Origin of the sequence: Sphingomonas sp. (assembly GCF_042096255.1) — a bacterium.
In the GTDB taxonomy this organism is placed as follows: domain Bacteria; phylum Pseudomonadota; class Alphaproteobacteria; order Sphingomonadales; family Sphingomonadaceae; genus Sphingomonas.
Genome location: NZ_JBELLZ010000018.1, coordinates 16177 through 37100, shown reverse-complemented (window position 1 = coordinate 37100; position 20924 = coordinate 16177). Strand labels below are relative to the sequence as shown.

At 69.2% G+C, this 20924-nt stretch carries 21 protein-coding genes; 7 read left to right on the top strand and 14 right to left on the bottom strand.

Annotation, left to right across the window (positions count from 1 at the left end):
• The first annotated feature begins 21 nt into the window (after nt 1-21).
• From ACFDTH_RS05650 to ACFDTH_RS05635, 4 genes are all read left to right on the top strand, one after another.
• A complete protein-coding gene (locus tag ACFDTH_RS05650; RefSeq protein ID WP_375286538.1) occupies nt 22-594 on the top strand; it encodes a hypothetical protein in 573 nt (190 codons plus the stop codon).
• Nucleotides 584-1519 (top strand): 3-oxoacyl-[acyl-carrier-protein] synthase III C-terminal domain-containing protein, encoded by a 936-nt coding sequence (locus ACFDTH_RS05645; RefSeq protein ID WP_375286537.1) that lies wholly within the window; start codon nt 584-586, stop codon nt 1517-1519. The genes ACFDTH_RS05650 and ACFDTH_RS05645 overlap by 11 nt, the downstream gene beginning before the upstream one ends.
• Before the next feature lies 1 nt (nt 1520).
• Nucleotides 1521-1754 carry an acyl carrier protein gene (locus tag ACFDTH_RS05640; protein WP_375286536.1) on the top strand — a complete coding sequence of 78 codons (234 nt, stop codon included), beginning with the start codon at nt 1521-1523 and terminating at the stop codon, nt 1752-1754.
• A 92-nt stretch (nt 1755-1846) separates the two neighbouring features.
• Complete coding sequence (locus ACFDTH_RS05635; protein WP_375286535.1) at nt 1847-2848, top strand: hypothetical protein; 1002 nt, start codon at nt 1847-1849, stop codon at nt 2846-2848.
• Nucleotides 2849-2860: 12 nt separating this feature from the next.
• On the opposite strand, the gene ACFDTH_RS05630 is transcribed toward ACFDTH_RS05635, so the two are convergent.
• The 3 genes from ACFDTH_RS05630 to ACFDTH_RS05620 all read right to left on the bottom strand — a co-directional run bounded on the left by ACFDTH_RS05630 (nt 2861) and on the right by ACFDTH_RS05620 (nt 5839).
• On the bottom strand, nt 2861-3361 hold the full coding sequence (locus ACFDTH_RS05630) for a CHAP domain-containing protein (protein WP_375286534.1): 501 nt from the start codon (nt 3359-3361) through the stop codon (nt 2861-2863).
• Nucleotides 3362-3572: 211 nt separating this feature from the next.
• Nucleotides 3573-5018, bottom strand: coding sequence for an MFS transporter (locus ACFDTH_RS05625; protein ID WP_375286533.1), 1446 nt, complete (start codon nt 5016-5018; stop codon nt 3573-3575).
• Nucleotides 5015-5839 carry an SDR family NAD(P)-dependent oxidoreductase gene (locus tag ACFDTH_RS05620; protein WP_375286532.1) on the bottom strand — a complete coding sequence of 275 codons (825 nt, stop codon included), beginning with the start codon at nt 5837-5839 and terminating at the stop codon, nt 5015-5017. Before ACFDTH_RS05620 ends, ACFDTH_RS05625 begins: the two co-directional genes overlap by 4 nt.
• 126 nt (nt 5840-5965) lie before the next feature.
• On the opposite strand from ACFDTH_RS05620, the gene ACFDTH_RS05615 reads away from it, so the two are divergent.
• Nucleotides 5966-7111: an acyl-CoA dehydrogenase family protein gene (locus tag ACFDTH_RS05615; protein WP_375286531.1), complete on the top strand. Its 1146-nt coding sequence runs from the start codon at nt 5966-5968 to the stop codon at nt 7109-7111.
• Nucleotides 7112-7123: 12 nt separating this feature from the next.
• Here ACFDTH_RS05615 and ACFDTH_RS05610 read toward each other — a convergent pair whose 3' ends face one another.
• The 5 genes from ACFDTH_RS05610 to ACFDTH_RS05590 form a co-directional block, all read right to left on the bottom strand.
• Nucleotides 7124-7681, bottom strand: a complete 558-nt coding sequence (locus tag ACFDTH_RS05610) for a TPM domain-containing protein (RefSeq protein ID WP_375286530.1) — start codon at nt 7679-7681, stop codon at nt 7124-7126.
• Nucleotides 7682-7816: 135 nt separating this feature from the next.
• Nucleotides 7817-9160: an efflux transporter outer membrane subunit gene (locus ACFDTH_RS05605; RefSeq protein ID WP_375286529.1), complete on the bottom strand. Its 1344-nt coding sequence runs from the start codon at nt 9158-9160 to the stop codon at nt 7817-7819.
• 122 nt (nt 9161-9282) lie between these two features.
• The gene (locus ACFDTH_RS05600) at nt 9283-10410 is read right to left on the bottom strand and encodes an HlyD family secretion protein (RefSeq protein ID WP_375286528.1); all 1128 of its coding nucleotides are present in this window, start codon (nt 10408-10410) and stop codon (nt 9283-9285) included.
• Entirely contained in the window at nt 10407-12077 is a 1671-nt protein-coding gene (locus tag ACFDTH_RS05595; RefSeq protein ID WP_375286527.1) for an MFS transporter, read from the bottom strand. Before ACFDTH_RS05595 ends, ACFDTH_RS05600 begins: the two co-directional genes overlap by 4 nt.
• The gene (locus ACFDTH_RS05590; RefSeq protein WP_375286526.1) at nt 12061-12432 is read right to left on the bottom strand and encodes a winged helix-turn-helix transcriptional regulator; all 372 of its coding nucleotides are present in this window, start codon (nt 12430-12432) and stop codon (nt 12061-12063) included. Before ACFDTH_RS05590 ends, ACFDTH_RS05595 begins: the two co-directional genes overlap by 17 nt.
• A gap of 86 nt (nt 12433-12518) precedes the next feature.
• Between ACFDTH_RS05590 and ACFDTH_RS05585 the strand changes: the two genes are divergently transcribed.
• Together ACFDTH_RS05585 and ACFDTH_RS05580 are read left to right on the top strand one after the other, a co-directional pair.
• The gene (locus ACFDTH_RS05585) at nt 12519-13253 is read left to right on the top strand and encodes an SDR family NAD(P)-dependent oxidoreductase (protein WP_375286525.1); all 735 of its coding nucleotides are present in this window, start codon (nt 12519-12521) and stop codon (nt 13251-13253) included.
• Between the two features lie 76 nt (nt 13254-13329).
• A complete protein-coding gene (locus ACFDTH_RS05580; RefSeq protein ID WP_375286524.1) occupies nt 13330-14808 on the top strand; it encodes a helicase HerA domain-containing protein in 1479 nt (492 codons plus the stop codon).
• 4 nt (nt 14809-14812) lie between these two features.
• On the opposite strand, the gene ACFDTH_RS05575 is transcribed toward ACFDTH_RS05580, so the two are convergent.
• The 6 genes from ACFDTH_RS05575 to ACFDTH_RS05550 form a co-directional block, all read right to left on the bottom strand.
• Nucleotides 14813-16405, bottom strand: a complete 1593-nt coding sequence (locus ACFDTH_RS05575) for a phytoene desaturase family protein (RefSeq protein WP_375286523.1) — start codon at nt 16403-16405, stop codon at nt 14813-14815.
• Nucleotides 16402-16752 carry a type II toxin-antitoxin system RelE/ParE family toxin gene (locus ACFDTH_RS05570; RefSeq protein WP_375286522.1) on the bottom strand — a complete coding sequence of 117 codons (351 nt, stop codon included), beginning with the start codon at nt 16750-16752 and terminating at the stop codon, nt 16402-16404. The genes ACFDTH_RS05575 and ACFDTH_RS05570 overlap by 4 nt, the downstream gene beginning before the upstream one ends.
• Complete coding sequence (locus ACFDTH_RS05565) at nt 16749-17075, bottom strand: type II toxin-antitoxin system Phd/YefM family antitoxin (protein ID WP_375286521.1); 327 nt, start codon at nt 17073-17075, stop codon at nt 16749-16751. Before ACFDTH_RS05565 ends, ACFDTH_RS05570 begins: the two co-directional genes overlap by 4 nt.
• The gene (locus tag ACFDTH_RS05560; protein WP_375286520.1) at nt 17075-18658 is read right to left on the bottom strand and encodes a serine hydrolase; all 1584 of its coding nucleotides are present in this window, start codon (nt 18656-18658) and stop codon (nt 17075-17077) included. The genes ACFDTH_RS05565 and ACFDTH_RS05560 overlap by 1 nt, the downstream gene beginning before the upstream one ends.
• On the bottom strand, nt 18655-19749 hold the full coding sequence (locus ACFDTH_RS05555) for a hypothetical protein (RefSeq protein ID WP_375286519.1): 1095 nt from the start codon (nt 19747-19749) through the stop codon (nt 18655-18657). Before ACFDTH_RS05555 ends, ACFDTH_RS05560 begins: the two co-directional genes overlap by 4 nt.
• A gap of 145 nt (nt 19750-19894) precedes the next feature.
• Complete coding sequence (locus tag ACFDTH_RS05550; RefSeq protein ID WP_375286518.1) at nt 19895-20923, bottom strand: DUF1611 domain-containing protein; 1029 nt, start codon at nt 20921-20923, stop codon at nt 19895-19897.
• Nucleotide 20924: the final 1 nt, after the last annotated feature.

Below are 20924 nucleotides of genomic sequence, written 5' to 3'. Positions count from 1 at the left end.
TCAGGCAGGACTAGCGCGATTATGCCTTCCGATCGTTGGCACGTCGACCTGCCCTTCCGCGGCAGCCGCACCTATGTGCACAGCACGTCGATCTGCAACCACCTGCGCGAGCGGTTCGGGCCGGTCGCGCGTCTGGAACTGGTGATGCGCGAGTGGATGGACGGCCGCGTGCTGTTCGCGCCGATCGACGGGATGACCGGCGCCAAAGCGACGCTGCGGCTGGATTTCGCGGACGGCACGTCGAAGCGCTTCGGGCTCACCGACGACAAGGCGCATCCGGTGACAACGCGCGAGCCGTTCGACGAGGACGGGCTGGTGGCGGGCGCGCCGCTGGAGGACCGGGTCATCACGGTCGCGGCAAACCTCGCGGGTACCTTCTTCGACCGGCTGATCTCCGCCAACAAGGCGCTGATCAACCGGTCACTCGATCCCGGCGTGCGGCTGATCGCCTCCAAGATCGTGATCGAGCGCTTCCCTCTTGACGACCAGGCCTTCCGGCTGCGGTTGGATTCGCACCTGGGCACACGCATCTTTCGCTCCTCCGTCCTGCTTGGCGGGGACAAGATCGGAGAGGTCGTCTTCTATGGGCAGTAACCCCTTCAGCATCGCCGCGATCGGCACCCATGTCGCGTCCGAGCGCCTGGACAACGTGCCGCGCGCGGAGCGTTTCGCCTATGATCAGGATTCGCTGCGCACCAAGATTGGCGTGCTCGCGACCGCGCGCAAGGAAGCCGGGCAAGAGACATCCGATCTGTGCGTGCTGGCCTACCAGGACCTGGCGGCGAAGTGCGGCGACGCGCTGAGCCCCGAAACGCTGGACCTGATCGTCGTCGTCACCCAGCATCCCGACGGGTTCGGCCTGCCGCACACAGCGGCGATCGTGCATGGCAAGCTGGACCTACCCAAGACCTGCTTCGCCTTCGACCTGTCGCTCGGCTGTTCGGGCTTCGTCGCCGCGCTCGCGACCGTGTCCGGCTATCTGATGGCGACCGGCGGCAAGCGCGCGGTGATCTTCACCGCCGATCCCTATTCGAAGTCGATGAGCGAGGACGACAAGAACACCTCGATGATCTTCGGCGACGCCGCGACTGCGACGCTGATCGAGGAAGGCGCGACGTGGCGCATCGGACGGTTCGATGCGGGCACCAAGGCGAGCCGCGCGCTGGAACGCGACGCCGAGGGCGTGCTGCGGATGAACGGCCGCGCGGTGTTCGATTTCTGCGCGCTCAACGTGCCGGGCAGCGTCAAGCGCACGCTCGAGCTCAACGACCTGACTCTGGAGGAGGTGGACGCCTTCGCGCTCCATCCCGGATCGAAGTATATCGTCGACACGGTGGTCAAGCGGATCGGCATTCCGGCGCCGAACGAACTGCCCTGCGCAGGGTACGGCAACACCGTATCCTCGTCCATTCCGCTGATCCTGGCGGACATGGACCCGCACGCATCCCCCACCGTGCTCGTATCGGGATTTGGCGTCGGCCTCGGCTGGTCGACCTGTGTTCTCACATCGGAGAAGTGACATGTCGGTTGAAGCCAAAATTCGTCAGATCATCACTGATAATGCCAACGACATCGACGGCAATCAGATCCCGCTCGACGCCAAGCTGATGGAGACCGGCCTCGACTCACTCGATGTTGCGACAATCCTGCTCGAAGTGCAGGAAGAGTTCGGAGTAACGATCCCGGAGGATCAGGAAGACGATTTCGACACGCTTGGCGAAATCGTGAAGTTCGTGGAGCAGGCGCAATCGTGAGTGGAGCTGAGGCAGAGTCTGATACGACTGACGACGAGCGTACCCAACCTGTCTGGCAGGCGGCACTGACCCGAGCACGACATGCGGCAGATGTGGATGATGACGACGTCCTGCTCGCGGTGGATGACGAACTCCAGGCCCTGTTGAACAGACCCCGTGGCCGGGTCAGGCGGGCACTCCCGCAGTTGCATCTATACCGTTCGGTCATCGCGTGGAAGCGGACCGGCCGGTTCACGACGCCGTTCGAGGATGTTGTTACCGCTCGTATCCAGTTTTGGGAGTTGGACGAACATTGCGCGATTCTAGACTATAAGCGCCGGTTCGTCGACGAGGCGGTAGAGCGATTCCCCGATCGGCGCGGCTTTCGCCTCTTCCAGCGTGTGCTTGGGACGATCTCGCACTCGCGCTCCCGGTTCAAGGCGGGTTCCGGCGACGTTCAGATCTATCGACGACCCGACGCCACCATGACGATCATCGGGTTCGGCGACATCAAGGGCGGCTTCACCGGAGTCGGCTGGACATTGTTCGATCGTGCGATCGCCGAGCCCCTGAACGCGAACATCATCCTTCTGCGCGATCGCAATCGCCGGATCTATCTCAAAGGTATCGAGTCGCTCGGGGACTACCAGACGAGCATCGCGAAGGTCCGCGAGCTGCTGAAGGAGTTCGCGCACACGCGCATCGTGGCAACGGGCTGCTCCGGCGGAGTGTTCGGCGCCATCAACTTCTCCGCGGACCTCGGCGTGCGGCACATCGTCGCATTCTCCGGACCGACAACGATCGAGATCGGCGAAGCGAATTCTGATCGGCAAGCCTATCGCCTGATTTCCGCGGACATCGAAGCCGGCGTGATCGAGAGGATCGACCTAGCCGCCAAGGTGAACGCAAGCGCCATCGACCGGATCGATTTCTTCGTGGCGGGCCAGTCGCCGTTCGACATGGCACAACTGAACGCTCTCAGGGAGCGATCTCCCAAGGTGGTGCCGCACATCTACGAAGACCTGGGCGGCCATGTGATCACGGACTATGCGATCGAGGATGGCTCGATCTTCACCGCGTTCAATGCGGGTCCGCAGACGCCCGGCCTCGCCTGACGAGGTCGGCGCTCAGCGCGCCAGCGGCACGCCCCAGGCACCGGCCGACGGGTTCGCGGAGGCCATCACGACCGGGGCGGGAGACACGACCGGCTCGGTCGTCTCGGCCGGCGCGCCGTCGGCGTAGATGAAGCCGTCGGTGGGGTAGGACGAGGTGCCCAGGCCATGCTGCGGTGCGTACCACACTTTGACCAGGCTCCAGTCGCCCGCGGCCGACACATCCACCGCGCGCACGTCGCGCTCGACGCCGCCGCGGCGCGACCAGTTTGCGTGGGTGAGCAGCACCTCGCGGTCGCTGACCACCTGGCTGACCATCGCGACATGGCCGACGCGCATGCGGCGGGTGGAGCGGAAGGAAAGCACCGAGCCCGGCTTGGGCGTGCGCCCGCGCTCGTAGCGGCCGGCGGCCTGGCCCCACCAGGTGTTGGCATTGCCGCGGATCTGGATGCCGCTGACTTCGCGCGCAAACGGCGCACACTGCCAGAACTGCGCTGCCGCAGGAGCCGCCGTCATCAGAACGCACGCCACGGTCAGCGCACAACGCGCTGCGAAACCACCAAAAATCACTTGCGACCCCCCGGTCGGGAACTGGTGATTCCTGGCTATCCGGGAGGGTTAAAGACTCCAATATGCACGGGAACCGAAACCGACGAACTGTGTTGCAGTGCCGACGAGCGGCGGAATCGACAGCTCCCGTTCAGGTTTGCGGGTCAGGTCTGCCCCTTCACGTCTGAATATCGGCGGGCACCGGCACCGCGGCGAGATGCGCCAGCCGCGCCTCATGCTCGTGCCGGCCGAAGGGGAAGCGCGAATAGGCCAGCGCCGCCAGCGTCGCGAAACCGCCATAGACCAGAATGTAGATCAACGTCAGTCGGTCGAGCGTCGCCACTGGCACCTGCCCCGGCACCGCCTTGGCCGGGAAGCCCGAGACGCTGAGGATCAGCCCGGTGACGAAGATGCCAATGCCCGAAGTGCATTTCTGCACGAAGAAGCCGCCAGCGTAGAACACGCCCTCTGATCGGCGGCCGGTGCGCATCTCCGAATCCTCGGCGACATCGGCCATCATCGACGAGCCGAGGATGTAGCTGGTCACCCCGCAGGTGGTGCCCAGCGAGGTGAGCAGGAACAGCAAGGGCAGTGTCCGCGGGTCACCCACCGGCGGGAACAGCCCGGCGAGCCGCAGCCAATAAGGCGAGGTGACCAAAGTGGCGGCGAGCAGCATCGCGATCGTCGCGGCACGCGGCTTGCTCGCTCGCCGTCCGATCGCCTGCGCGGCGACGAAGGCGACCATCACCCCGGCGAACAGCGACAGGCTGAGGTACAGGAAGGTGAAGCCGGTAAAGCCCCAGACATAGGAATAGAGATAGTTGGAAATCGCATAGGCGACGCCCTGCGAGGTATAGGCGCACACACCCGCGAGGATCAGCACCAGGAAGGCGCGGTTGCGCAACGTCTCGCGCAACTCGCGGAAATTGTCGCCGAGCGAGCCGGCGCGTGCCGGTGGCCGCGGCAGGCGCGGGATCTCGCGATGCGTGCCCAGCGCCGAGACGAGGATGGCGAGGCCCATGAACAAAGCGCCGGCGATCGCAAAGCCCGAATAGCCCGCGCGGTTGAGCAGTCCGTTGGGATAGCCGGGCGCGGGCGCGAGGAAGTAAAGGTACGCGGAGACCAGCATCGCCAGCCCCCCAGCCCAGCCGAACAGGTAGCGGAACGCCATGATCCGCGTCCGCTCGTCATAATCGCCGGTCAGCTCGGGCGTGAGCGCCTGGCTGGGCACTTCGTAGGCGCTCACCGCGCTGCGGACCAGCACTGCGATCACGAACAGCCAGGCGAGCGTCGCCGGCTCGCTCATCGCCGGCGGGTTCCACAGCGCGATCCAGCCGATCATGATCGGCACCGCGGCGCCATACATCCACGGATGGCGGCGGCCCCAGCGGCTGCGCGTCCGGTCCGACAGGAAGCCGACGGTGGGATCGATGAACGCATCGACGATCAGCGCGATCATGATGATCAGGCCGACGGTGGCGGCGGGCACGCCGACCACCTGGTTGTAGAATAGCAGCAGGAAGGTGCCGAACCCGGAGTCCTTCACGCCATAAGCGGCGGCGCCGAAGCCGTAGCTGGCCATGGTGCCCGTGGGCAGGCGGCGCGCGGCGGGGGTGCCGCTCACCGGAACGCCTCCAGCGCGGCAAACAGCGAGGGCGCCTCGGCATCCCAGCTCGCGCGCGTACCGATCGTCAGCCCGCCGTCGACGACGAGGTGGGTGCCGGTGACGAAGGAGGCGTCGTCGCTGGCGAGATAGGCGACCGCGGCGGCGATATCCTCGGGCTGGCCGGTGCGCTGCACCGGCTGCACTTTGCCCGCCACCTGCGCGATCAGCGCATTGGCCTGCGCGCGCTGCGCCTCTGGCACGTCGAGGTGGCGCGCAAAGATGTTGGTGGCGATGAAGCCGGGCACCACCGCGTTGACCCGGACGCGGTGTCGCGCCAGCTCCGCGGCGGCGACCTGGGTCAGGTGGAGCACCGCGGCCTTGGCGGTGGAATAAGCGATCGGGGCATAGCCGCTCTGCATCGCCGAGATGCTGGAGGTGTTGACGATCGCGCCGCCGCCGCGTTTCGCCATCAGCGGCGCGGCATGGCGGATGCCGAGTGCGACCGAGCGGAGCAGCAGGCTCTGGGTGCGGTCCCAGTCGGCGGCGGCGATCTCGTCGATCCGGTCGGGCGCCCCGCCCGCGCCAGCGTTGTTGAACAGCACGTCGAGTCCGCCGCCCCCATCGCATTCGGCGAGCAGCTCCGCAATGTCGCTTTCCTCCGTCACGTCGCAGCGCCGAAAGCCGATCCGGTTGGAGCTTTCGGCCAGCGCGCGCCCGCCCGCCTGGTCGACATCGCCGATCAGCACGAAGGCGCCCTCCTCCGCGAGTCGCAGCGCGGTGGCGCGGCCAATCCCCGAGGCGCCGCCCGTCACCACGGCACGCTTTCCCTCGAAGCGCATCCTCTCTCTCCTGTTTTCGGCAGGATAGTATGGCCATTCCCCCCGTCAACAAGGTTCGGTTCGAAGTTGCGGTAGGGCGCCGCGACGGCTAGCGGAGCCGGGTACGAGCAACCTGGAACCGCTGCCATGGCCCTTGATCCTGAGACCTTCGACGCGTTGATCGACACCATTCGCCGCTTCGTCGCCGAGCGGTTGCGCCCGCTGGAAGCGCAGGTGGAGGAGGACGACGCGATCCCGTCCGCGATCGTCGCCGAGATGAAGGACATGGGCCTGTTCGGCCTGTCGATCGCCGAGGAGCACGGCGGCCTCGGGTTGACCATGGCGGAGGAGGTGCGCGTCGCGATGGAGTTCGGCCGCACCACTCCTGCCTTCCGCTCCACCTTCGGCACCAATGTCGGCATCGGCAGCCAGGGCCTGGTGATGGCGGGCACGCCCGAGCAGAAGGCGGAGTGGCTGCCGCGGATCGCCAGCGGCGAGATCGTCACCAGCTTCGCGCTGACCGAGCCCGATGTCGGCAGCGATTCGGGCAGCGTGAAGACCCGCGCGGTGAAGGATGGCGACGTCTACCGCCTGTCCGGCACCAAGCGCTACATCACCAATGCCGATAAGGCGGACCTGTTCACGGTGATGGCGCGCACCGGCGACGAGCCGGGCGCCCGCGGCGTCTCCGCCTTCCTGGTGCCGCGCGACCTGCCTGGTGTCTCGATCGGCGCGCCCGAAAAGAAGATGGGGCAGAAGGGCGCGAAGGTCGCCGACCTCAACCTCGACGACGTGCCCGTGCCTGCCGCCAACCGGCTGGGCGCGGAGGGTGAGGGCTTCAAGATCGCGATGCGCGTGCTCGACCGCGGGCGGCTCCACATCGCCGCGGTATGCGTCGGCGTCGCCGAGCGACTGATCGCCGACTGCGTCGCTTATGCCGGCGAGCGCAAGCAGTTCGGCAAGCCGATCGCCGAGCACCAGCTGATCCAGGGGATGATCGCCGATTCGAAGACGGAGGCGCTGGTCTCCCGCGCGCTGGTGCTGGAGACCGCGGCACGCAAAGATGCCGGCGAGGATGTCGTGCTGGAGAGCGCCGCCGCCAAATATTACGCCAGCGAGATGGTCGGCCGCGTCGCCGACCGCGCGGTGCAGATCCACGGCGGCGCGGGCTATATCGCCGATTACGGCATCGAGCGCCTCTATCGCGACGTCCGCCTGTTCCGCATCTACGAGGGCACCAGCCAGATCCAGCAGGTGATCATCGCCCGCGAGACGATGAAGCGGGGCGGGTAGCGCGCAAGCGGCTCAGCGGCGACGTGCGTTCGGCTCCGCGCGATTGCTCGCCAGCTTCGCGATGATGGCGGTGACGCCACGCTCAAGACCCGATCCGTAGCGGCCTTGCGCAAACTCCGGCACCATGTGTCCGCTCATCACGGTCGCGCAGAAGGCGTTGGTCAGGCGCTGCTCCAGCCCGAGGCCCACTTCGATCCGCGCCGAGCGATCCTGCGGTGCGAGCAGGATGAGGATGCCATCATTGGCGTCCTTCCGGCCCACGCCCCAGCGCCTGGCGAGGCGAAGGCTGAAGGCCGCGACCTGCTCGCCCGCGAGGCTGTCCACCGTCGCCACCGCCATCTGGTGCCCCGTCTCGCGCTGGAACCGGCCGAGCCGATCGATGAGCCGCCGCCGCTCTTCCCGGGTGAGCACACCGGCCTGATCGACGACATAGCTCGTGAACGGCAAAGTGTCCGCAAGGCTGGTGGGCGGACCTGCGGCGACCGGCTCGGCAAGCGTGACGCTGGCGGCGGGCGGCAGCACGAGAATGAGCAGGCCCAGCCGGGCGGACCGAAGCAGGCGTGAGCCCATACCGCTGAGTCTCCCCGTTAGTGGAAACCGGACGATCCCGCCTTTGTGTCCCCGCGACGGCGGGGACCCAGTCTGGGCTCCCGCCTTCGCGGGAGCACAACGGGTATGCGAGCACACACAAAGAGTCGATCCGCCTCAGGGCCGCCGCCACCCGCCGCCCATCGCCTGGTAGAGCGCGACGTGGCTGGTCAGGCGGTCGGCCTCGGCCTGGACCAGCGAGAGTTCGGCGGTGAGCAGACTGCGCTGTGCGTCGAGCTGTTCGAGATAGCTCGAATAGCCGGCGCGGTAGCGGCTGGTGGCGTTGGCGAGCGCACCGCGCGCGGCCTCCGCCTGTTGGGTCAGGTCCTGCGCCTGTTCGCCGGTGCGGCGGACGCCGGCGAGCGCGTCGTCCACCTCGCGAAAGGCGACCAAAGCGGCGCGGCGATAGGCGAAGGCGGCGCCGTCGCGGCGGGCGGTCGCGGCATCGGCCTGCGCGCGCAGCCGTCCGCCGTCGAAGATCGGCGCGAGCACGCTGGCGCCGAGCGAGAAGACGCCGACCGGATCGGCGAGCGCAGTGGACAGCACCAGTCCGGCCGAGCCGGTGAGCGACAGATTGGGCAGGAAGGCGGCGCGCTGGCTGTCCAACGTGCGGTCGGCGGCGACCAGCGCCTGCTCGGCCTGGAACAGGTCCGGCCGGCGGCGGAGCAGGTCGGCGGGCAGGCCATCGGGAATGGCGGGGGCGGCGAGCCGGTCCAGCGGCAGGCCGCGCGGGATCGCGCGGGGCGGATCGCCGGTCAGCAGCGCCAGCGCATTCTCCTGGCGGGCGATGGCGAGCTCGGCCGCGGGGACGAGCTGCGCGGTGGCGGCGTACTCGGCCTGTGCCTGGCGGTATTCGAGGCGTGAGGAATAGCCCGCCTCGAACCGGCGGCGGGCGATGCGCAGCGCTTCGGCCCGGGCGGCGAGGGTGTCGCGGGCGATGGCGAGCCTCTGGTCGAGCGCGCGCAGCGTGACATAGCCGCTCGCGGTGCTGGCGATCGTGGCGAGCCGTACCGTGTCGTGCGCGCCCTCGCTGGCGAGCAGCTGCGCGCGCGCGGCGCGGCTCGCCTGGCGCAGGCGGCCGAACAGGTCGAGGTCGTAGCTGGCGGTGAGCGCGGGTTGGAAGCCGACCGCCTGGCTGGGGGTGCCGAACGGGCTCAAGGTCTGCCCCTGGGTCTCGGGCAGGGTGCCACCGATCTGCGGCGACAGCTGCGCACGGGCGAGCGCCTCGGCCGCGCGTGCCTCCTCGACGCGGGTGGCGGCGAGCGCGATATCGACGTTGTTCGCGAGCGCGCGGGCGACGAGATCGGCGAGCACGGGATCGCCGAACGCGCGCCACCAGTCGGGCGCGATGTCGCCCGACGCGGCGAGCGGCGTGCGCCAGCCGGCGGGTGCCGCGACATGCGCCTCCTCCGGGACCGGCGCGCGCGGGCCGGCGGACACGCAGCCGGAGAGCGCGAGCATCAATGCAGCCGATGCTAGAGTCCAGCACCTACTCCCGTTCGTGCTGAGCGAAGTCGAAGCACTTGGCGCGCACCCTTCGACTTCGCTCAGGGCGAACGGGGGTTGGCGTAGTGCAAGGCGCCTCATCGCGGCGTCGGCGTGCCGGCGGTGTCGACGCGCGCCTGCACCGACATGCCCGGACGCAGGCGGCGGGCGAGCGGCTGGCCGGGATCGATGCGGATGCGCACCGCGATCCGCTGCGGCACCTTGGTGAAATTGCCCGTGGCATTGTCGGACTTGAGCACCGCGAACTCGCTGCCCGCGGCGGGCGCGATCCGCTCGACCCGGCCAGTGAGGCGTGCATTGGCGAGCGCGTCGACGGTGAAGCTCGCCGGCTGGCCGACCGAAACGCGCGCGGTCTGCGCTTCCTTCAGGTTGGCGATCACCCACACCTCCGGCGGCACCAGGAACATCAGCTGCGATCCGGCGGTGACGTACTGGCCGACGCGCACGCCCACCTCGCTCAGCCGCCCTGCCTCCGGCGCGCGGATCACGGTGTTGGCCAGGTCGATGCGGGCGAGGCGCAGCGCGGCCTCGGCGCCCGAAACGCCCGCCTCCTGCCCGCCGCGGCCGACCTCCACCGTGCGGATGTCCTGCCGGGCGATCTCGCGTGCGGCGCGGGCCTGGCGCACGCCCGCTTCCGCCTGGCGCAGCGCGGCGAGCGTCTGGTCACGCTCGCGCAAGGAAACCGAGCCATCGGTGACGAGATCGTTGACGCGCGCCATGTCCGCCTGCGCACGCATCAGCTGCGCCTCGGCATTGGCCACCGCCGCCTCCTGCCCGCCGAAGCTGGCGGTTCGGCTCGCCGCGGCCTGGCGGCTGTTCGCCAACGTCGCCTGCTGCGCCGCCACCTGCGCCTGTGCCTGTTCGACCCGCTGGCGGTAGATGCGTTGGTCGATCACCACCAATGGCTGACCGGGCTTCACCTCGGCGAAGTCGCGCACCAGCACCTGCGTCACATAGCCGGACACCTGCGGCGCGATCACCGTCACCCGGCCGCGGACATAGGCGTTGTCGGTCGACTCGAAATCGCTGGTGAACGGCCACATCCGCCATGCCGCCAGCACCGCGAGCACCCCAGCCAGCGTCAGCGCGACAATCACCACGATCGCGGCCGGCGACAAGGCCGGCGGGCGCCAGCCGGAACCGGCGGGCGGTTCGGCGGCGCGTTCCTCGGTAACGGGCGTGGAGCTTACGGCAGTGTCGGTCATCGGGCCTCCCGCCGGGCACGGATCTCGCGGCGGATCAGAAGCGCGGCGAGATAGAGGAAGGTCAGCGTCGCCAGCAAGGCAATCATGCGAAACATATCGTTATAGGCCAGCACGTTGGCTTCGCGCGTCGCGGTGCGCGACAGCAACGCGCCGCCCTGGGCAGAGCGCAGCGCCGGATCGCTTACCACGCCCCCAACCCCCGCCGCACCTGCCTGGAGCCGAGCCTGGGTAAGCGGACTAGTGGTGTCGATCGCCTGGACCAGTGCGGCGCTGTTCGCCTTCTCGCGTACCACCTGATAGCTGCCGACCAACGCCGAACCGGCAAGCCCGCCGATCGAGTTGAGGATGCCGAACAGCGCGATGAAGCTGATGACGTGGCCGGTGCCTTCCTTGAGCGCGCGGGTCATGCCGAACAGCAGTGAAGGGCCGAGGAAGAACGCGCCCGAGAAGGCGATCAGCGTCTGCGTGACGTAGAGTTGCGGTGCGCGCGTGAGGCTGGTCGATTGCGCGTCGAACCATGCCGCCACCGCGACGATGCCGATCGCCAGCATGACCGGATGGGCCAGTTTCTCGATGTCCAAGGTCGCCGCACTCAGCAGGAACCCCACCACTGTTGCCACGAAGATCAGCAGGAAGAAGGGGATCAGCTGGTCGTTGTTCTGCCCCAGCACGGTCAGCAGCCCGACCGCGCCAAAGCTCTGCTCGCTCAGCACGATGCGCGCCATCAGCGTGACGATCGCGAAGCGCAGGACGTCCGCGCTCGCCAGCCAGCGGGTGTTGAGCAGCGGCTTGGCGCGGCCATGCTCGATCGCCAGCGCGGCGGCGAGCATCGGGATGGCGGCGGCGAGCGCCCAGCCGATCCACGCCGCCTCCGTCCACCACACGATCCGGCCCAGACCCAGCACCGCCGCGATCAGCGCCAGCCCACCACCGAACAGGGTGAAGGTGACGAAATCGAGCGGCTCGAACGCCTTCTGACGCACCGTCGGCGGCAGCCGCAGCGCCAGCACCGCCGCGAGGCTGAGCGCCGCCAGCCCCAGCTCGAACAGGTAGAGCGTGCGCCACTGGCTCATCGCCAGCAGCTCGGGTGAGAACAGCCGCGCCAGCGGCGTCGCGCATTGGGGCACGCCGATCCCCAGGATCACCGCGCGCAGCCGGTGCTGCGCGGGCACCGCCTGCATCAGATAATAGAGCGCCAGGCTGGACAGCGGCGCCCCCGCCAGCCCGCTCGCCGCGCGCACCAGCACCGCAGAGGCGAAGTCGAGCACGAACAGGTGCGCGAAGGTGAGCGCGACATAGAGGCCGAGGAAGATCAGCGCGAAGGGGCGGAGACCGAACTGCTGGCGGAACTTGATCAGCAGCAGGTTGGCACTGACGTTGGTCATTACATAGACGGTCGGCAGCCAGGCGATCTCGGCCGGATCGAGCCCCAGCGCCCCGGCCAGCGTGGTCGTGTTGGCGGCGATCAGCGCATTGCCGAAGCCGCCGGTCAGCCCGACCAGGATGCCGATCAGCGCATAGGCGATGCGGCGGCGCGGCGGATGTTCGGGCGAGCCGGGGGAGCCGGGCATCACCGGCACCTCATGCGGCGCGAACGCCCAATCCTCCTCGGCGAAGACGCGCTTCAACCGCCCGATGATGCCCGGCCGGTCAGCCGAGGCCGGCATGCCAGCCCTCGCGTTGGGCGAAGATGCGAGTCACCTCCGCCATGTTCTCCGTTCCCCAGGTGCAAAGGGGCACCAGCGCATCGGCCAGGGTGCGGCCGAGCGGCGTCAGCGCATAATCCACACGCGGCGGCACTTCCTTGTAATCGGTTCGGACCAGCACGCCGTCCGCCTCCAGCTCCTTCAACTGCTGAATCAGCACCTTGTCGCTGACACCGCGAACTGCGCGCTTGAGCGCGCCATAGCGGTTCGGCTGCTGAAGCAGAAAGTAGAGGATCAGCGGCTTCCACTTACCGGAGATGACACGCAGCGTGACGTCCAGCCCGCAGGTGAAGCCGGGTGACGGGTCGGAACTCATTCTTCGATACTTACCAAAAGGTGCATACTTGTCCACAGGTGGGTGCACCGCCAGCTGTCCGCCACCTTGAACAGGAAAGGCATGACATGGACAGGTTGCATGGCCGGACCGCGGTGGTGACCGGCGGCGGCAGCGGCATCGGCTTCGCGACGGCGCAGCGCTTCGTGAACGAAGGCGCATTCGTCTTCCTCTTCGGCCGGCGCCAGGCGCCGCTGGATGCGGCACTGACACGGTTGGGTCCGAACGCGCGCGCGGTGACGGGCTCGGTGAGCGACCTCGCCGATCTCGACCGGCTCTACGATGCGGTGAAGGCGGAGGGACGTGGGCTCGACATCGTCTTCGCCAATGCCGGCACCGGCGAGCTGGCGCCGCTGGGGGAAATCACGCCGGAGGAATATGACCGAACCTTCGGTACCAATGTGAAGGGCACACTGTTCACCGTGCAGAAGGCGCTGCCGCTGATGGATCGGGGCGGATCGATCATCCTCACCGGCTCCACCACGGGGGTGATGGGCACGCCGCGGTTCAGCACCTACAGCGCCAGCAAGGCGGCGGTGCGCAATTTCGCCCGCAGCTGGGCGCTTGACCTTGCCGGCACCGGCATCCGCGTCAACGTCCTCTCGCCCGGGCCCACCCGCACCGAGCTGGCTCAGGAGGTAGTCGGCGCGGAAGCGATGGAGGCGCTGGGAGCGACCACACCGATCGGCCGCATCGGCGCGCCCGAGGAGGTCGCCGCCGCCGCCGCCTTCCTGGCATCGGACGACAGCAGCTTCATGACCGGCAGCGAGATGTTCGTAGACGGCGGTCTCGCGCAGGTCTGACGCGGGGGCGGCGCGCCGGGCTCGGGATGCGCAACCCCCTTGCCCTTGCCCCCACCCGCCGCCATCGACGCTGCAGATGACTGCCAAGATCGACATGGGATCGGACTCGTCGGCCCGCACCGTCGAGCTCGACCTGGAGGAACTGCTCGCCACCCGCCTGCTCGTCCAAGGCAATTCGGGGTCCGGCAAGTCGCACCTGCTGCGTCGCCTGCTTGAAGGCAGCGCCGGGCTGGTCCAGCAGGTGGTGATCGATCCCGAGGGCGATTTCGTCTCGCTGGCGGACGCATTCGATCACATCGCGGTGGATGCGGCGGCCTACAGCCTGGGCGAGGTCACCCGCCTCGCCCAGCGCGCGCGCGAGCACCGCGCCTCGGTGGTGCTGAACCTGGAGGGGCTGGAGGTGGACGAGCAGATGCGCTGCGCCGCCGCCTTCCTCTCGGCGCTGTTCGATGCGCCCCGCGAGCAATGGTTCCCGGTGCTTGTGGTGGTGGACGAGGCGCAGTTGTTCGCCCCCGCCGCCGCGGGCGAGGTCTCGGAGGAGGCACGGCGGGTGTCGCTCGCCGCCATGACCAACCTGATGTGCCGCGGGCGCAAGCGCGGCCTCGCCGGGGTGATCGCCACCCAGCGGCTCGCCAAGCTGGCCAAGAACGTCGCGGCGGAAGCGTCCAACTTCCTGATGGGCCGCACCTTTCTCGACATCGACATGGCGCGCGCCGCGGACCTGCTGGGCATGGATCGGCGCCAGGCGGACACGATCCGGGACCTGTCGCGCGGCGAGTTCATGGCGCTGGGCCCGGCCATCTCGCGCCGGCCGATCAGCGTCAGGATCGGCAGCGTCGCCACCGCGGCCAAGAACGTCAGCCCCAAGCTGATCCCGCTGCCGAAGGCGGACGAGGAGGATTTGCGCGAGCGGCTGTTCGCCGAGACGGAGGCGCCGCCGCCCCCTCCCCCGCCGCCCGCACCCATGCCGCTGCACGAACTGATGCGCCGCGTGACCGAGCCGGCGCCCGCCGCGCCGGTTCCCGAGATGCCGCCGCTGGGCGAGGAGGAGGCCGAGGCGGTGCGCACCGAGGTGGCCGCCGCGATCGCAGCCGAGCGCGCGCGCGTGGCGGTGGCGCAGCTCTACCAGGATTATGAGGTGCGCTGCCGGATGCGCGGCGTTGCCGCGAGCGAGCCGCTCGACCGGTTCCGCCGCCGCCTGGCGATGGCGCAGGCCGGGCTCGATCCGGCGGAGGATTGGGGCGAGGCGCTGGTGCTGGCGGCGGCGCTGCCCGAGGACATGTGGGCGCCGTTCCTGGCGCTGGCACGCGCCGGGCGCTCGGGCGAGGACTGTCCCGACGATGCGGCGCTGGCGGAGCTCTACGGCACCGTCTCGCCGCGGCGCGCGCGGCGCATGCTGGAGGACATCCAGGACAAGGGGCTGATCGTGGTCCGCATCGATCTGACCGGCAAGCGCTCGATCAGCCTGCCGCACCTCGGCTGGACCACCGGCGCCGCGTTGCCCGAGCCGGTGCGCGACCTTGCGCCGCGCCGAGCGGGAAGCACGCGCCGCTAGGCGGTCATCGGAACCAACTTAGCAGCGGACGGTCACGCAGGATCGCGTGCGCGGCATTGTGGCCGGGCGCACCGGTGACGCCGCCACCGGGATGCGTACCCGATCCGCACATGTAAAGGCCGGCGATCGGCGCGCGATAGTCGCCATGGCCCAGCATCGGCCGCGCCGCCCACAGCTGGTCGAGGCTCATGCGGCCGTGAAAGATGTCGCCATCGACCAGGCCGAACTTGCGTTCGAGGTCGAGTGGCGCATGAATTTGGCGCGCGATCACGCTTGCCTTGAAGTTGGGGGCATGCGCGTCAATTGTGTCGACGATCAGGTCCGCCGCGGCCTCGCGATGCGTGTTCCAGTCCACCGCGGGATCGAACTGCTGGCAGAACAGGCTGGCGACATGCGCGCCGGGCGGGGCGAGGCTGTCGTCCACCGTGGAGGGGATCAGCATCTCGACGATCGGCTGGCGCGACCAGCCATGCGCGCGGGCATCGTCATAGGCGCGGTCCATATAGTCGAGCCCCGGCGCGATGACGATGCCCGCCCCGTGATGCTCGGCCTGCGCGCGGCCGGGCAACACGGTGAAGTCGGGCAATTCCGAAAGCGCGACGTTCATCCGGAAGGTGCCTGAGCCGGTCTTATAGCCCGTCATCCGCCGGTTGAACTCGGCGGGCAGGTCCGCGGGATCGACCATGCGCCGATAGAGCAACGCCGGGCCGACGTTTGCAGCGATCACCGGCGCGGCGATCTCCTCGCCCGAAACCAGCTGCACACCCGCCGCCCGTCCGTCATCGACCAGCACGCGAGCCACCGGCGCCTCCAGCGTGATCTCGACCCCCGCTTCCTCGCAGGCGCACGCCATCGCCTGCGTGATCGCGCCCATGCCGCCGACCGCGTGGCCCCAGGCGCCCTTGCGGCCGTTCACCTCGCCGAAGACGTGGTGGAGCAGGACATAAGCGGAGCCGGGCGTCGAGACACCCGCGAAGTTGCCGACCACCGCATCGAAGGCGAAGGCGGACTTGACCCGGTCGTCCTCGAACCAGCCGTCCAGGAACTCGCGCGCGGAGCGGGTGAAGACGTCGAGCAAATCGCGCTGCGCCTCGATCGACAGGCGCGCGAGCGGCCAGCCCTGGCGCCCGGCGGCGGCGAGCGCGGCGAGACCGCCGCCCGCGTTGGGCGGTGCCTTGAGCGCGAGGTCGCGCAGCACCTGGGCGACCCGCTCCAGCGCGGCGTCGTAGCGCGGATAGGCCTCGGCATCGCGGGCCGAGAAGCGCGCGAACTCCACCTGGGTGCGCGCGGTGCCGCCGCCGAGCTTCAGGTACCCGTCCTCAAACGGCAGGAAGTTGCTGACCTGCCGCTCGATCACTCGATAGCCGCGGTCGTGCAGCCGCATGTCGCGGATCACCTCCGGGCGGAGCAGGCTGACGGTGTAGCTGGCCGTCGAGTTGCGGAAGCCGGGGTGGAATTCCTCGGTCACCGCCGCACCGCCGACGACATGCCGCCGCTCCAGCACGCGCACCTTCATGCCCGCGCGCGCGAGATAGAAGGCGCAGACCAGGCCATTGTGCCCGCCGCCGATGATCAGGGCGTCGTAGCGGCGGGTCATGGATCTTCCGGACGGTGATTGAGCAGGAAGGCCTGGATCAAGGCCCGCATGTCGCGTCGCGCGTCGGCAACCAGGAGGATCACGACCTCCTGTTCGACCACCTCGTAGAAGATCCGGTAAGACGGCATGACGATCTGCCGGAAATCGGCGAAACCCAGTTCTTCGAACTCGCGCGGCACGCTGCCCCGACTGGGGAAGTGGCGCAGCGTTTCGATCTTTTCCAGCAGCGCATCCACCAGTGAGTCGGCCGCCTCTTGGGCTCCCTGATCGACCAGATAGGTGTGGATGTCCCGCAGGTCGTCGGCGGCATCCTCAAGGAGGCGAACCGTATAGGGCGGGGCGCTCACCTATCGGCGACCTTGCCGCGCAGCTCTTCCAGGACCTCGCGCGCATCCCGGGTGTTGCCCTTCCGTGCTTCCCTCTGGCGAAGGAGCAGCAGCTGCAGCAGCGCCAGCGTCTCCTCGCGCTCCTCATAGGTCTTTACGTCGATCAGCACCGCCTTGGCGCGGCCGTTCTGGGTGATGATCACCGGGTTGCGCGTTTCGGCGATCTCCTCGATCAGCCCGGCGGCATTCGCCTTGAGCTCGCTGATCGGCTTGATCTGGGTGGAATAGCGCATCGTCTCGACTCCGGACAGAATATGGCCGGAATATAGGCGCTCCAGCCGCATCAGTCCACGCGTGGGTTCCGGGCAGGCTCGGGCGTGAAATCCAGATCCTGATAGTCGAAGCTGAAGTCCGCGATCGGGGAGACCGGCTTGGCGGTGATTCGCGCCACCTTGCCCTCGGCGTCCAGTGCGAAGGTGAGATAGGCGGGTTCGATCGCCGGATCGGCGAACTTCGCCACGAACGTGTCGTACTGATAATGCGTCAGCCGGCCGGTCATCTGCGGCGTGGTGGTGAAATCCACGGTAAGGCCCTTGGCGTCCCGGCCGACCACCAAAGTGCCGTACCACGGGTCGACATAGCGCCCCGCATAGCGCGCCACCGGCAGTGACGGGCCGACCTTCGCCGGGGTCGCCCGCGCCGCCGCCACCGCCTTCTGCGCGGCGGCGATCCGTTCGCGGCGGAAGGCGCCGAACTTGGCGGGCCAGTCCTGCGCGGGCAACCCCAGATAATGATCGAGCAACTCGTACATCAGCCCGTAGCGCGGCTCGATCTCCTCGCTGTTGAGCGCGATCGCGAAGCCGACCTTCTTCTCGGGGATGGTCACCACGATGGTGGTGAAGCCGAACAGCCCGCCAGCATGCCAGACCACCTTGGTACCGCGGTAGTCCTGCACGTCCCAGCCCAGCGCGTAAGCCGAGAACTGGGGCGCGGTGGCGGCGAGCGGGCCGGGGAAGGGCTCGATCGGCATGGGCGTGACCGGCGTCCACATCTCCTTGCCCGCCGCCGCGCTGAACAGCCGACCGGCGCCCTCGGGCAGCGCTCCGCCGGCCAGCTGAATCTGGAGCCAGCGCGCGAGGTCGTTGGCGCTCGCCGCGATCAGCCCCGCGGGGGCGCCCGCCTGGCCGAGCCGATCGCGCTCGTCGATCAGCCGCTGCTTGCCGACGCCGCGAACCGGCCCGCCAAAGCGGCCGTGCGGATGCGCGCGATCGGGCGCGGAGAGCTGGCGCGCCATCTCGGCAGTGGCGTTGGGCAGGCCGGCGGGCGCGAACACATGGTCGCGCATGTACTCCTCGTAAGCCTGCCCGCTCACCGCCTCGATCAGTGCACCCGCGACGATGTAGAGGATGTTGTCATAGGCATAGCCGCTGCGGAAGCTGGTCGCCGGCTTGATGTAGCGCAAGCGGCGGACCACCTCGGCGCGGCTGAGCTTGCCGCGCGGCACCATGAGGAGGTCGCCCGCGCCCAGCCCCAGCCCGCTGCGGTGGACCAAAAGGTCGCGCACCGTCATCTCGCGCGTTACCCAGGCGTCGTGCATCTGGAAGCCGGGCAGATGATCGATCACCTTGTCGTCCCAGCCGATCTTGCCGGCATCGACCAGGGTGGCGAGCGCCGCCGACGTGAACGCCTTGCCGGTCGAGCCGATCATGAACAACGTGTCGGCATCGACCGGCTCGGGCGCACCGATCTTGCGCAGGCCATAACCCTTGGCGAGCACGACCTTGCCGTCCTCGACGATCGCCACCGCCATGCCGGGCGTCTCCGAGCCCTGACGCAGCGCCTCGATGCGCGCGTCGAGCCCGGCGGGCGGCGCGGCGAGCGCTGGGGTGGCGAGTGCGAGCAGCAGCGGGGCAAGCAGCGTCTTCATGGTATCTCCGGGCGAAGCGCCGGCGGGCTCCCGCGGCGAAGCGCGACGGTGAGCAGCAACGGCAGGACGTAGAGGAGGATCAGCACCCAGGCGAGCAGGCGGTAGCCGCCCGCGATCAGGGTGACGAGGCCGATCCGGTCGGCGATCAGCATGCAGGGCGCGAGCAGCGCCGCCGCGGCGAGCGCGCGGCCGCCGGCGCCGAGCGTCACCCCGGCGCGCGCCACCCGCTCGTTGATCGCATGCACCGCGCCGGTGCCGCTCTCCAGCAAGGCGGCGAAGATCATGCCCTGGAACAGCAGGTGAAAGCCGGGGTGCCCGAGCCGCGAGAGGATATAGTCGGACGGCAGGGTCGCGCCGGCAATGTCGGGCAGGAAGGCGACCATCGCGACGAAGAACAGCAGCGCCGGCAGCATGGCGAGCGGCCCCGCGATCAGCCCCGCGACCACCGCGTCGCGCGGCTCGCGCAGGTGGCGCACCACCGGCAGCACCACCACCGCACCGATGATATTGTACCCGGCATAGGTGATCCCGCCCAGCGCCCAGCCGCCGCCTGACGGCGCCGCGCCGGCAGCGAAGGCCGCCGCGATCCGGTCGCCGAAGCCGGCGAGCGCGAGCACCAGGAACGCCGCATAAGTGGCATAGAGCAGCACCGACACCCAGACGAACATCCGCTCCACCCCGGTGTTGCCGAAGGCGACGCAGGCGACGATCCCCAGCATCAGCGCGAGCGTGCCCGCGATCGGCGCGATGCCCAGAGTGGCGGCGCCGATCGCCCCCGCGGCGGCGCCGAACACCGCCAGGATCAGTACCAGGAACAAGGCATAGGCGATCTCGAATGCCACCCACCCGCGTCCGAGCAGGCCAGCGAAGAAGTGGCGGTAATCGCGTGCGCCGGTCGCCAGGGCGAAACGGAAGGTGGCGGCGGCGACCAGCGACCAGATCGCGGTCGCCAGCAGCATCGCCGCCAGCCCGCCCCACGGCCCTGCCGGCAGGAAGAACTCGGCGATCTCGCGCCCGGTGGCATAGCCGCCGCCGATCACCACCGCCTTGAACGCCAGTCCCGGCAGGATGAAGCGGCGCAGGCGGTCCACTACCTCCCCTCCCTGGAAGGGAGGGCCTGGGGGTGGGTGGAGGCCAGGTGATACGGCCGCCCGTTTGCCTGTGTCCTCGATATCGCGAACACGCCACCCACCCCCGACCCCTCCCGTGAAGGGAGGGGAGTAGAAAGGGCCGTCCTCACGCGCACGCATCCAGCAGATGCTCGAACCGCTCGCCGCCGCGGATCGGATCGGCGGCGGGGAGGCCCAGGCGGTCGGCGGTCTCGGAGATCACCCGCGCCGCCGCCTGCGCGCCGAGCGCGCCGGTATTGAGGCTCACCCCGGCGCAGCGAATGGCGGGGTTGGTCAGCCGTCCCGCTGCCACTGTCATCTCGATCACCGCCTCGATCGGCGGCACGCGGTAACCGGGCGTACCCAGGATCGCCTCGCGCCCCGGCTGGTGACAGACCACGAACAGGTCGGGCTGGCTGCCGTGGAGCAGCGCCAGCGACACCGGCGCATAGGCGGGGTGGAACAGCGAGCCCTGCCCCTCGATCACGTCGAGGTGATCGGGCGCTGCATCGGGGCTCAGCAGCTCGGCCGCACCCGCGGCGAAATCCGCGATCACCGCGTCGATGGCGATGCCCTCCCCGGCGATCATGATCCCGGTCTGCCCGCTGGCGCGGAAGGTCGCGTCCAGCCCGCGCGCCTGCAAACCCCGCGCGATCGCCAGCGCGGTATATTTCTTGCCCAGCGCGCAATCGGTGCCGACGGTGAGCAGCCGACGCCCGCTCCGTTTGCGCCCGCTGGCGATCGGCAGGCCGGCGGGCGGCGTGCGCAGGTCGATCAGCTGCGTGCCGCGCCGCGCCGCGGCTTCGGCGAGTTCGGGCAAATCAGCGAGGCGGACGTGCATGCCCGCGATCAGCGCCAGTCCAGCGTCGATCGCCTCCAGCAGCGCGGGCATCCAGCTGTTGGGCACCACTCCGCCCTGGTTGGCCACCCCGATCACCATCGCCCCCGCGCCCGCCGCCGCCGCCTTGCGCGGCGTCATTGCCGGCAGCCCGGTAGAGACGGTGGCGCCGGGCAGCGCATGCTCCGCGAGGCACTTGTCTCCCGCCCAGTCGCGTAGGCCAAACGCGGTCTTGGCGAAGCCTGCCTCGGTGGTGTCCCCCAGGAACAAGAGGTATGGCGCGGGCAGCAGATGCGCCGCCACGCTCGCGTCGGCCACG

Bases quoted from the DNA above. Each gene is read 5' to 3' on its own strand.
- ACFDTH_RS05565 (WP_375286521.1), bottom strand. From the start codon at position 17,075: ATGCGGCTGGAGCGCCTATATTCCGGCCATATTCTGTCCGGAGTCGAG.
- ACFDTH_RS05575 (WP_375286523.1), bottom strand. From the start codon at position 16,405: ATGACCCGCCGCTACGACGCCCTGATCATCGGCGGCGGGCACAATGGC.
- ACFDTH_RS05650 (WP_375286538.1), top strand. From the start codon at position 22: ATGCCTTCCGATCGTTGGCACGTCGACCTGCCCTTCCGCGGCAGCCGC.
- ACFDTH_RS05600 (WP_375286528.1), bottom strand. From the start codon at position 10,410: ATGACCGACACTGCCGTAAGCTCCACGCCCGTTACCGAGGAACGCGCC.
- ACFDTH_RS05615 (WP_375286531.1), top strand. From the start codon at position 5,966: ATGGCCCTTGATCCTGAGACCTTCGACGCGTTGATCGACACCATTCGC.
- ACFDTH_RS05595 (WP_375286527.1), bottom strand. From the start codon at position 12,077: ATGCCGGCCTCGGCTGACCGGCCGGGCATCATCGGGCGGTTGAAGCGC.
- ACFDTH_RS05585 (WP_375286525.1), top strand. From the start codon at position 12,519: ATGGACAGGTTGCATGGCCGGACCGCGGTGGTGACCGGCGGCGGCAGC.
- ACFDTH_RS05645 (WP_375286537.1), top strand. From the start codon at position 584: ATGGGCAGTAACCCCTTCAGCATCGCCGCGATCGGCACCCATGTCGCG.
- ACFDTH_RS05590 (WP_375286526.1), bottom strand. From the start codon at position 12,432: ATGAGTTCCGACCCGTCACCCGGCTTCACCTGCGGGCTGGACGTCACG.
- ACFDTH_RS05640 (WP_375286536.1), top strand. From the start codon at position 1,521: ATGTCGGTTGAAGCCAAAATTCGTCAGATCATCACTGATAATGCCAAC.
- ACFDTH_RS05630 (WP_375286534.1), bottom strand. From the start codon at position 3,361: ATGACGGCGGCTCCTGCGGCAGCGCAGTTCTGGCAGTGTGCGCCGTTT.
- ACFDTH_RS05580 (WP_375286524.1), top strand. From the start codon at position 13,330: ATGACTGCCAAGATCGACATGGGATCGGACTCGTCGGCCCGCACCGTC.
- ACFDTH_RS05620 (WP_375286532.1), bottom strand. From the start codon at position 5,839: ATGCGCTTCGAGGGAAAGCGTGCCGTGGTGACGGGCGGCGCCTCGGGG.
- ACFDTH_RS05605 (WP_375286529.1), bottom strand. From the start codon at position 9,160: ATGCTCGCGCTCTCCGGCTGCGTGTCCGCCGGCCCGCGCGCGCCGGTC.
- ACFDTH_RS05610 (WP_375286530.1), bottom strand. From the start codon at position 7,681: ATGGGCTCACGCCTGCTTCGGTCCGCCCGGCTGGGCCTGCTCATTCTC.
- ACFDTH_RS05560 (WP_375286520.1), bottom strand. From the start codon at position 18,658: ATGAAGACGCTGCTTGCCCCGCTGCTGCTCGCACTCGCCACCCCAGCG.